Raw genomic sequence first — 10545 nt, 5'->3', positions numbered from 1 at the left:
CGGAAATGTCGAGCAGAAAGACGAGCGGCGCCGATACCTTGGCGAGAATGGTCATCGCCGGCGCAGCGCGGACTGCGACGCGCTCAGGATCCCTGAGCGCGATCTGCTTCGGCACGAGCTCGCCGACGATCAGCGAGGCGTAGGTGATGACCGCGACGACAATGCCGACGCCGATGGGGTCGGCGATGTTCTCGCGGATGCCGGTCGAGGCCAAGTATTGAGCCAGTCGCTCGCCGAGCGTGGCACCGGAAAAGGCGCCGGAAAGGACGCCGACCAGGGTGATTCCGATCTGCACCGAGGACAGAAACTTGCCGGGGTTGGAGCCGAGGGCCAGCGCGCGGCCGGCACCCCTGACATTGCGGTCGATCATCGCCTTGAGGCGGGCCGGGCGCGACGAGACGATAGCCAGCTCCGACATGGCCAAAAGGCCGTTCACCAGGATGAGGGCGGCCACAACGGCGATTTCGAGGTATAGCATGCGGCGTCAATAGCATTGCTGCGGCGCATTCGAAAATAGCGGGTTGGGCGTTTTTCGAATTGCGCGGTTTGCCGCTTCGAGAATGCCGGATGCGCTAGGGCAATTGCTTCAACACGCCAACCACCGCCATACCGTCGGTGAAATAGGGATCGCCGCCGCCGTTCCTGCCGTTTTTCGTCGCGCCGATCCCCGGGATCTCGTCGGTCGATATCAGCATGCCTGCGGTGCTGAGGTCGCCGATCAGCAAGTTGCGCTCGGCGTCGATGTCCGGGCCGATATGATGGGTGATGGCACCGGTGTCGTGGCTCAGGCCGACGCCGCGGTCGAAGCTGGCAGCGCCCAGCCAGAGCGGGCGGCCGTCGTCGCCGACGGTATTTGTCTGCCAGAAGCGGACGTGGTGGCGCCGGTCGGCGCTGTCGCCGACGGGCTTTTCGAAAGCGAGGTCCTGGGCGCGGCCTTCAAACAGCAGGCGGCTGATCGGCGCATCGGGATAGGGTCGGGAGAACAGGACGCTCTCGCCGATGTCGATCGCTGTCCTAAGCGTGACGGCGTCGGCCGTGTCCCAGCCGGCCACGGCAAAAGCGTGGACCACCTCCTTCTCGGTGCCGACAAGTCCAACATTGATAGGGTCGCCGGGAATGCCCTGCGGCGTATGCGTCACCATCTCGAAGCGCTGCGTGCGGAAGCCGTGCTCCCGCCAGGTCCAGAATTCCGGCGCGGCAAGGTAGGCAAAGCCAAGATAGAAAGCACAGAAAGCCGCCAGCCAGATCGCCGCGCGTCGCCTAAGGCTTCGCTCACCCACGAGAGACCACTCCCAAGCCTGTGCCCGGCCCACTCTATGCGGTGTTGGGCCGGTTGGGCAGTAGGCCGAAGGTCAGCGGCAGGCGCGGTAGCCGTTCCTGCGATTCTTGACGTCGAAGTGAAAGTGGTTGCGGTGGTCGTAATTGTAGCCCGGGCCGAGGACCGTGTTGAAATATTGGCAGCCGTCGGCGCGAACATTGTTGAGGAAGCCGCGGGTGCGGAACGCAAACAGGCCAGGCTTGCGAACGTCGATGTCGTTGCCATTGTTGAGCTCGATGCTCATGACGTCGAGCGCATTGCCCTTGCCGTGCTCCGACAAGACGCCCTCGCCGGCGATCTTGCGGCACGAATAGCTCGAGCCCTGGTGGATCGCCCTGACGCCGGAGAAATAGCGCCAGCGGGCTGACGGCACGAGCTCGTTCCTGGTCCAGGCGGCGAAGGTCGCGGCCATGTTGCAGGTCAGTGTCGCTGCCGGTTTCATCTCGACGCTGCCGATGGCTGAAACTTTCACCGGGAAGTCGATGCCGCACTGGCCTTCGTGGATAGGCTGGATGTCCTGGTAAACGACGCCAAGCCGTTTCAGTTCATTGCGGCAGTCGATCTCGCCGGCCGGCATCTGCTCGGGCGAAGACAAGGGCTCATCCATGCGCGGATAGGCTGCCTGGGTCAGGTAGGGATCGGACGGAACAAGCCTCTGCATGCCGGAATATTGCGGAGCCTCGGGCATGGCGGAGGTCTGGCTGCCGACGTCGACGGCCGGCTGCAGCGAAAAGACATCGCCGGTGGTGCAGGCCGAGACCGCTGTGATTGCGAGCCCCGTTGTCATTCTGACGGCAACGGAGCGCGCACGAGTGCTTAGTCGCGCCAAGGCGAGGCTGGCGCCAAATATTGCGGCCATCGAAAGGCATCCTGTCCCCGGATGGCACAAGTCTAGTCGGCAAGAGTAAAGGAAAGATCAGCGCCGGCATTCACGCCTGGGGCCGAATTGCGGCATCTGTTCTTCGCACCCACTCATTGGCAGAACGTTCCGCCATTTCGTCTCGGCTCGAGGTCGAAGTGGAAGTGCAGCGCGTGGTCCGGATCGCTGCCTGGGCCGAGCACCGTCTTGAACGGCCCGCAGGCGGCCTTGCGGATCGTGTTCAGGAAGTTTGCATCTTTTTCGGGCGGCACCGGGCCGACCTCGATCGTCCTGCCGTCGGAGAGTGTGAAGGACGCGATGTCCAGCGCATTGCCGAAGGCGTGCTCCGAAAGCTTTCCACCACCGTTGCGCGGGCGGCAAACAAAGGCGGAGGCCTGGCCGATCGATTTGAGATCGGCGCCAAATTCGGCCTTCGCGGCGGGTTGGATGACTTCGACGGCAAATCGTGCCGCAGCCTCCGCCATTTGGCAGTTGAGTTCGGCTCCGGCGCCTATACTGATCGATTTTCCTAATGTTTTCATGACGATGGGATAGGGAATGGAGCAGCCGATCTCGGCGTCGTGCTCGGCCTTGTGCTCCTCGAATTCGACGCCGAGCGTCTTGAGGCGCTCACGGCAGGCAACCTCCTCCGCCGGCATCTTGTCGGCTGGCAGCTCAGCGGAGCGCGGATCGGGCAGTATTTTGTTGTCGTGGGTATCAGCCGGCTTTTCAGGTGGCTTCGGTGCGGCAGCGGGCGGCTTCGGTTCCGCGATGTCGGGTCGTTGCGTCGGAATCGGCACCGCAGACGGCGCCTCAGGTTCGCCTTCCGTGTCGGTTGACGGCTCGGTGGCCGAAGGCTCGGGATGCTGCCGCTTTCCCTCACGAGACTTTTCCTGATTGATCGGGTCAGATGCGTCAGCGTCCTTTGGACCGGCAGCCTTCTGCTCTTCCAGCGTTGCGGTGCCGGCCTTTTGCGCTTCCGCGGGCCGTGGTTCTGGCACCAGAGCATCGGCGGGCAAGATCGGCTGGTCCTGCGTTTGCTGTTGCGCCAGCTTTGGCGCGACGTGCTGCTTGCCGCGCGGTCTCACGCGGTGCTTGCTCCTCGGCCGCAGTGGTTGATCCGCCCGCTGCGTCAACGGCTGCTCCATGCGCGGTGTCAGCGGCTGCCTGTGACGATGCTTGGCATCGGCCGACGTGGCCAGCAAAATCCCCGCCGCCAAAGGCAGCGCCAGTCTGCAAAATCCGCAAAAGCTCAGCCTCGCCATCGGCCGGAAACGGGCACGGCATCGCAAGGTTGCCTTGGACGCTGCGGCGCTGCGATCAAAATCGGTTACCGGTTCGTTACGCGCCGATCGCCTCCAGGCCTTCCTCCAGCCAATCGGCGAGCTGCGGCAGTCCGAGCAGGTACTTTGCGGTGCGCTTGTTGGCGCGCTCGCGCGCGGCCGCCACCGCGTCGACCCATTCGGAAGCTTCGTAGTCGCCGCGGCCCACCCAGGCCAACGCTACGAGCTCGGCCGCTTCATCGACATTGAGGTCGTTGATAAGCTCGCGGAATTCCTCCTCGGTGAGGTCTTCCGATGCCTCCTCGACAAGGCCGTCGTGATGATGATTGTCGTGCCTGTCGCCATCGAACTCGACCTCGTGCTCGGCGCCGTCGTCGTAGTCCTCGTTGACGGCTGCGCTCAGCGCCTTGGCCTTCAGGATGAACAGGCGCACGGTATCCGGGTCGATGGAAAGCTCCCATTCCTTCTCGAGGCGCTGCTGCACTGGCCTTTCTCCTCGTCGTGCGCTGGACTGATGATAGCGGATTTGCGGCCCGCGTCACATCCGTTCGCAGAGGCGATGCGCTCCCCGACCTCCAAATAGTTTGGCTTTTGACAGGTTTTCGGGATGAAACCGCATCGAAGCGGCGTTAATCTGCCGTTGTCACGCTCAAGGAGGCTCCGATGCGCAGACGTTTGCTTGTTCAGGTCTTGGCTGCTGCCGTTAGCCTGCCGCTGTTCGCGGCGCCTGCATTCACCGCCGGCGAGGGCGGTGGCGGTGACAGCCAGACTACCACTCAATGCAAGAAGGGTCAGGTCTGGGACAAGAAAAAGAAGAAATGCGTCGTGCCGCAGTACGGCATGCTGGATGACGACAGCATCTACGAGGCAGGCCACGATCTGGCGATGGCCGGGCGCTACGACGAGGCGATCTCGGTGCTGACGCTCGCCGCCAACAAGCAGGATCCGCGCATTCTCAACTATCTCGGCTATTCGCATCGCCATTCCGGCCGTGTCACGGTCGGCCTCGGCTATTACGAGGAAGCGCTGCGCATCGACCCCGACTACACGCTGGTGCGCGAATATCTCGGCGAGGCCCATCTGCAAATCGGCGATCTTGCCGGCGCGCAGGAGCAGCTCAAGGAAATCGAGAAGCGGACCGGCAAAGGCTCGCGCGAATACGGCATGTTGTCAGAACAGATCGAGCGTTTCCTGAGGAGCTGATTCTTCTCAGATGCTTTTCGAGGCCGGCTGCGAGCAATCGCAGCCGGTTTTTTGCAGCCGGCATTGCGGATTTAGCGCCGGATGGCCTTGCGAAAGCGGTGGTGATTTTACTGAACTTCATTTTTGAGCGTGAAAATCGCGCGGAGATCGCTATATTCAGGGAAATTGTGGTGAAACGGTTCCGTTAGCCCGAGGCTGCCGGACCGTTTTCTTTTTGTACCCAACGACAAGGCTATTCCCGAAAAGCGGGGGTAGTGGCAGGAAAGGTCAGGCATCATGATCAAGGTCCCGATGACAGGCGAGGGGTTCGCGTCATTGAAGGAAGAACTGCGCTGGCGCCAGCAGGAAGAGCGTCCACGCATCATCGAGGCGATCTCCGAAGCGCGCTCGCATGGCGACCTGTCCGAAAATGCCGAGTACCACGCGGCTAAAGAGTCGCAGAGCCACAATGAGGGCCGTATCAACGAGCTCGAGGACTTGATCGCGCGCGCCGAGGTGATCGATGTCTCGAAGCTCAGCGGCGACAAGGTGAAGTTCGGCGCCACGGTCGTGCTGGTCGACGAGGACACCGAGGAAAAGAAGACCTATCAAATCGTCGGCGACCAGGAAGCGGACGTGAAGTCCGGCCGTATCTCGATCTCCTCGCCGATCGCGCGCGCGTTGATCGGCAAAGAAGTCGGCGATGCCATCGAGGTCAACGCCCCGGGCGGCGCACGGGGTTACGAGATCGTCCAGGTGCAATTTATTTGAGGGCTAGACTGGCGTTTCCGATCTAAGCACCAGCAGCCGCTCTGCTTCAGCCATAACTTCGGCCGGCGTGACTTTGCCGCCGGCGGGCGCCAGCAGTGTCGATGAAAACGGCCCGCGCGGGCCGGTCAGGCCGGGCTCCGTCGCCAGGAATATGGCGACGGTCGGCAGGCCGAAAGCGCTGGCGAGATGGGTGAGGCCGGTGTCGGCGCCGATGACGAGCGTCGACCGGCCGAGGATCGCAGCGACATCCGCTAGCGGCGATTTCGGAACCAGCACCGTTTCCGGCACGGCGCCGGCGATCGCCTCGGCAACACGCTTCTCCGCTTCGTTCGACCAGGTGACGATCAGTGTAAATTGCTGCGACACCAGTCGGCGCGCAGTCTCGACCCAGTCTTCGACCGGCCATTTCTTGTCTTCGCGGCTGGTGCCGTGCAGCAGGAAAGCCGTTTTGCCTTCGACGCCGGAAAGTCCGCCTGCCGGCGGCACTATGCCGGAGTTGAGCGTCGAGAGGTCCGGCTGATACCCCAGCGCCAGGCCGAACAGGCGTCTGGTGCGCTCGATGGCGTGCAACTCGCGCCGCACGGCGTATTTGCGCTCGTAGAGCAGCGTCGCCGAGGGCTCGCGGGCGCTGGAGCGGTCGAAGCCGGCGATCGGCGCGCCGGATTGCTTGGCGACCACGGCCGATTTCAACAGCCCCTGTGCATCGATAACCAGGTCGTAGCGGCGCGAGCGAAGCGCACGTCTCAGGCCGGCCATCTCGCGCCATGTGCCGCGGTCGAACGGCTTCTTGCGCCAGCGCCGGAGCGCCACCTTGTGGATGGTTCCGATCGCCGGATGCAAGGCGACGACGGCGGCAAAGGCCTCTTCCACGCACCAGTCGAAGCTTATGTCCGGGCGATTGCGGAGCGCGTCCTCGACGGCCGGGAAGGTGTGGATGACATCGCCCATCGATGATGTCTTGACGATCAGAACCCTCATGCGGCCGCAGGAATTTCAAGCAACCGGTCGGCGGCGGCGGCGACCCGCGCGACATCGAGCGTCTTAAGGCAGTTGAGATGGCCGAGCGGGCAGACCTTGCTGTGGCAGGGCGAGCAGGAGAGGTGCAGCCAGATCAGTTCCGAACGATCGGTCAGCGGCGGCGTGTTTTCGGGCGAGGTCGAGCCATAGACGGCGACGATTGGCGTGTCGACGGCGGCGGCCACATGCATAAGCCCGCTGTCGTTCGAGACGGCTAGCTTCGCCGCGGCGACCAGGTCGATGGCATCCTCCAGCTTCGTCCGGCCGGCAAGGTCGACGGCGCCCGGCGCAAGCCTCGCGATCTCGCCGGTGACCTCAGCGTCGTTCTTCGAGCCGAGCAAGGCGACGCCCAGGCCTTTTGCCATCATCCCGCGGGCTAGCTCGGCATAGTATTCGCTCGGCCAGCGCTTTGCCGGGCCGAACTCGGCGCCCGGCAACAGGGCGACGAATTCTTTTGCGCTGAGCCCGAACCGCGCCAGCAGATCGGCCTGATTGGTGAGATCGACGGTGAGCTTCGGCGGGCGAAAAGTGCCGCCGCGCGCCAGGCCGAAATAGGCCTGAGCCGTGCGCCGCTTCACCGCATCGGGCAGCGGGACGATGTCGGTCAGCAGGCCGTAGCGCATTTCCCTCAGATGGCCGACGCGGCGCGGAATTCGGGCGAAGAACGGGATCAGCGCCGATTTCCAGCTCCCCGGCAGCACATAGGCCATGTCGTAGCGGCCGCGCAGCAGGCGGCCGAAGCGCCTGCGGCTGCGGAATTCGAGCGTGCCGGGCATCAGTGGAAAGTCGATCTGGGAGCGTATTTCGGGCATGCGCTTGACCAGGGGCGCTGCCCAAGACGGCGCGAGCACGTCGATCGCGGCATTCGGATGCTTTTCCTTCAGCGCCGTAAACAGGCACTGGGCCATGACCATGTCGCCCACCCAGCGTGGGCCGATCACGAGGATCGTTGGGCTTTCAGCCATTGGACATAGTCTCTGACGCCGGTTTCGACGGTGCGGAATTGGCCATTGTAGCCGGCCGCGCGTAAGCGGGACATATCCGCCTCGGTAAAACTCTGGTAGCTGCCCTTCAGGTGTTCGGGGAAGGGAATGAACTCGATCTCACCCTTGCCGAGCGTGTCGATCACCGTCTCGGCGATGGCGCGGAACGGCTGGGCGCGGCCGGTGCCGCAATTGAAGATGCCGCTTGAGCCGCGCTTCCATAGCCATAGATTGACGTCGGCGACGTCGCCGACATGGATGAAGTCGCGGCTCTGCTCGCCGGGGCCGAACCCGCCATAGGCGCCGAACAGCTTCGGGTTCTGGCCCTGCTCGACCTGGTTGAACAAATGGAAGGCGACCGAGGCCATGGCGCCCTTATGCGCCTCGCGCGGCCCGTAGACGTTGAAATAGCGCAGGCCGGCCACCTGCGAGTGATCGGTGTCGAAGACATTGCGGCGGACATAGTCGTCGAACAGCTTCTTAGAATAGGCGTAGACGTTGAGTGGCCGTTCGAATTCGGGCTCTTCGCGAAACTCGCTGCCGCCGCCATAGACCGAAGCCGAGGAGGCATAGAGGAAGGGCACCCGCAGCGCCAGGCAGGCGTGCAGCAGGCGCTTCGAATAAGCGTAGTTCACGTCCATCATGAACTTGCCGTCCCATTCGGTGGTGGTCGAGCAGGCGCCCTGATGGAAGACGGTATCGATGCGGCCCAGCCCGCCATCCTCGAGCCGGGCCGGAAGCTCGTCCTTGTCGAGATAATCGGCAATGCGGAGATCGGCCAGATTGGCGATCTTGTGGCCGTCGGTCAGATCGTCGACGACCAAGATATCGTCATGGCCTTCGGCATTCAGCGCGGCGACGATGTTGGAGCCGATCATGCCGGCGCCGCCCGTGACAATGATCATCCTGGTGAGCCTTGTTTCGTTGCCGATTCCGGCCCTTATAGGTGAGGCGCGAGCGAGTGTCGATAAAAGGTCGCCGGTTGCGGAGCATCGGCTACGACGAATGTAGGGATGGATCGGCAGAACGGCTCGCGAGATAAGCTCTGGCGCGCCGAACGGTGCGTCTTCGATCGAAGCAAGCTATGGTGCCATTGAGGGCTGTGGCATGAGCCGTCGGTGTGCGTTCTTGCCGTTGGTATGGAGCCATGACATCCGATTTAAAGCCAGGCCTTCACCACGTTCAAACCCTGCGGGTCGACGACTCCCTGACGGTTCCGGCCATGACAGCGGCCTTTGCGGGTTTCGGCGACATGCCACCGGTTTTCGCCACCGCCTTCATGGTCGGCTTCATCGAATGGGCATGCGTCGAGGCATTGCGTCCGTTCCTGAGCAGCCATGAGAGAACCGTCGGCACCCATGTCGACGTCAGCCATGTCGCCGCGACGCCCGTCGGCATGACCGTCACCGCCGATGTCGAGCTTGTCGCGGTGCAGGGGCGAAAGCTGCGCTTCAAGGTATCGTGCAGCGACGAGAATGGATTGATCGGCGAAGGTTTCCACGAGCGCGCGGTCGTCGACCATGACAAGTTCATGGCGCGTGTTCTTGCCAAATCAGGGCAGACCGGTTCGTCGCCACAGTGAGGCCGCAAAGCTCCCGCTTCAGTCGGCTCCTATCGTGAGGGATCAAGATGCCGTCGACCGAACTGCTTATCGCCTTTTTCGTCACCACGGCTATCTTCGCCTACATTCCCGGACCGGCCATGCTCTATGCCGCCGCGCAGACCATGGCGCGCGGGCGTTGGTCGGGGCTGACGGCGGCGCTCGGCATCCATCTCGGCGGCTATGTCCATGTCCTTGCCGCCGCAACCGGACTGTCGGTGTTGTTCCACGCCGTGCCGCCGCTTTACATGGCGGTCAAACTTGTCGGCGCGCTGTACCTGATCTGGCTCGGTGTTTCGCTGTTCCGCGCCAAGATCCAGGGAAACGGAACGCTTCCTGCCATCGAGCGAAAATCGGCGCGTCGCGCCTTTTTCGAAAGCATCACGGTCGAGGTGCTCAATCCCAAGACAGCAATCTTCTTCATGGCTTTCCTGCCGCAGTTCATCGATGCCTCGGCGACCTTGCCGGTTTGGCTGCAGTTCGTGGTGCTGGGAACCGTCGTCAACCTGATGTTCTCGTCGGCCGACATCGTTTGCGTCTTTCTCGCCGGCGCGATGATTGCGCGCCTGCGGCGCTCCGGTCGCGCGCAGCGCCTTATGCAGCGCGCAGGTGGCGCCGTGCTTGTCGGTCTCGGCGTCCATGTCGCCTTGCAGAAGAGCTGATCCGTCCGGCGCCTTGGCCGTGCGCATACGGCCGCCGTTGCGCTGGCCCCGATTGCGGTATATCGGCATCGCGAAGAATGAAGAGCGCCGGTTTTCCGGCGCTGCAACCCCGATCAAGAACCGTCGTTTTCGGCGCGTGCCAGTGAGATGATCAAGCACCATCTGCCTTCCCCGGAGCCCTTGCATCGCACCATCGCCCACTTCGGCGAGGTCACGGTGCTGGTGGTCGGCGATTTCATCCTCGATCGTTTCGTCAACGGCGTCATCGAGCGGATCTCGCCTGAAGCGCCGATCCCGGTGCTGTATGGGCGGGGCGAGGTGGTGGCCCTGGGCGGCGCCGGCAATGTCGTTTCCAACATCGTTTCACTGGGCGGCGCCGCGATCCCGGTGTCCGTCATCGGCGCCGACCAGGCCGGCGACAATCTCATGCGCATGCTCGGCGATCTTGGCGCCGATACGGACGGCCTTGCACAGCGGCAGGACCGCATGACCTCGTCGAAGAGCCGCTTCAGCGCGCTTAACCAGCAGGTGCTGCGTTTCGACGAGGAGGAAATCAAACCGTTGTCCAGTGGCGAGCGGACGACGCTTGTCGAGCATTTCCAGGCTGCCCTTGCGCGTGCCGATATCGTCATCCTGTCCGACTACGGCAAGGGCATCCTGCTCGACGGCGTGGCGGCCGAACTGATCGCGATCTGCCGCGATGCCGGAAAACCGGTGCTGATCGACCCGAAGGGCCGCGACTATGCGCGCTATGCCGGGGCGACGGCGGTCACGCCCAACTGCAAGGAACTCGGCGAGGCGGTCGGACGCCCGGTCTTCGGCGATGACGAGATCGTCGCTGCGGCACGCGACCTGATTGCCGCGCATGAC

General features: G+C 63.4%; 13 protein-coding genes. 5 read left to right on the top strand and 8 right to left on the bottom strand.

All coding sequences use genetic code 11. The features are described 5' to 3' along the window. The 5 genes from EOA75_RS21410 to EOA75_RS21390 all read right to left on the bottom strand — a co-directional run. Positions 1-478: CNNM domain-containing protein (locus EOA75_RS21410; protein WP_127325096.1), on the bottom strand; the 478-nt coding region annotated here is incomplete at its 3' end. A gap of 94 nt (positions 479-572) precedes the next feature. Beyond that, positions 573-1280 carry an LssY C-terminal domain-containing protein gene (locus EOA75_RS21405; protein WP_127325095.1) on the bottom strand — a complete coding sequence of 236 codons (708 nt, stop codon included), beginning with the start codon at positions 1278-1280 and terminating at the stop codon, positions 573-575. 72 nt (positions 1281-1352) lie between these two features. Beyond that, a complete protein-coding gene (locus EOA75_RS21400; RefSeq protein ID WP_245466698.1) occupies positions 1353-2105 on the bottom strand; it encodes an extensin family protein in 753 nt (250 codons plus the stop codon). 185 nt (positions 2106-2290) lie between these two features. Beyond that, the gene (locus EOA75_RS21395) at positions 2291-3325 is read right to left on the bottom strand and encodes an extensin family protein (RefSeq protein WP_127325097.1); all 1035 of its coding nucleotides are present in this window, start codon (positions 3323-3325) and stop codon (positions 2291-2293) included. A gap of 193 nt (positions 3326-3518) precedes the next feature. Further along, positions 3519-3944, bottom strand: a complete 426-nt coding sequence (locus EOA75_RS21390; RefSeq protein WP_067326696.1) for a DUF3775 domain-containing protein — start codon at positions 3942-3944, stop codon at positions 3519-3521. A gap of 179 nt (positions 3945-4123) precedes the next feature. Between EOA75_RS21390 and EOA75_RS21385 the strand changes: the two genes are divergently transcribed. Together EOA75_RS21385 and greA are read left to right on the top strand one after the other, a co-directional pair. Beyond that, on the top strand, positions 4124-4663 hold the full coding sequence (locus EOA75_RS21385; protein ID WP_127325093.1) for a tetratricopeptide repeat protein: 540 nt from the start codon (positions 4124-4126) through the stop codon (positions 4661-4663). A gap of 276 nt (positions 4664-4939) precedes the next feature. Next, entirely contained in the window at positions 4940-5413 is a 474-nt protein-coding gene (gene greA / locus EOA75_RS21380; RefSeq protein WP_027168132.1) for a transcription elongation factor GreA, read from the top strand. Between the two features lie 3 nt (positions 5414-5416). Here greA and waaC read toward each other — a convergent pair whose 3' ends face one another. From waaC to rfaD, 3 genes are read right to left on the bottom strand one after another with little or no spacing between them, the layout of a single operon-like run. Further along, complete coding sequence (gene waaC / locus EOA75_RS21375) at positions 5417-6391, bottom strand: lipopolysaccharide heptosyltransferase I (RefSeq protein ID WP_127325092.1); 975 nt, start codon at positions 6389-6391, stop codon at positions 5417-5419. Beyond that, on the bottom strand, positions 6388-7395 hold the full coding sequence (waaF, locus tag EOA75_RS21370; protein WP_127325091.1) for a lipopolysaccharide heptosyltransferase II: 1008 nt from the start codon (positions 7393-7395) through the stop codon (positions 6388-6390). The genes waaC and waaF overlap by 4 nt, the downstream gene beginning before the upstream one ends. Further along, positions 7368-8318, bottom strand: a complete 951-nt coding sequence (rfaD, locus tag EOA75_RS21365) for an ADP-glyceromanno-heptose 6-epimerase (protein WP_127325090.1) — start codon at positions 8316-8318, stop codon at positions 7368-7370. Before rfaD ends, waaF begins: the two co-directional genes overlap by 28 nt. Positions 8319-8635: 317 nt before the next feature. Here rfaD and EOA75_RS21360 point away from each other — a divergent pair, with 317 nt between their 5' ends. From EOA75_RS21360 to EOA75_RS21350, 3 genes are all read left to right on the top strand, one after another. Next, complete coding sequence (locus tag EOA75_RS21360; RefSeq protein WP_206517025.1) at positions 8636-8995, top strand: thioesterase family protein; 360 nt, start codon at positions 8636-8638, stop codon at positions 8993-8995. A gap of 47 nt (positions 8996-9042) precedes the next feature. Beyond that, a complete protein-coding gene (locus EOA75_RS21355) occupies positions 9043-9675 on the top strand; it encodes a LysE family translocator (protein WP_095823238.1) in 633 nt (210 codons plus the stop codon). A gap of 147 nt (positions 9676-9822) precedes the next feature. Further along, a partial coding sequence (locus EOA75_RS21350) for a PfkB family carbohydrate kinase (protein ID WP_245466697.1) occupies positions 9823-10545 on the top strand: 723 nt, incomplete at its 3' end.

Source organism: Mesorhizobium sp. M1A.F.Ca.IN.022.07.1.1 (genome assembly GCF_003997575.1).
Lineage (GTDB): Bacteria > Pseudomonadota > Alphaproteobacteria > Rhizobiales > Rhizobiaceae > Mesorhizobium.
This window is presented reverse-complemented; position numbering and strand designations above follow the sequence as displayed.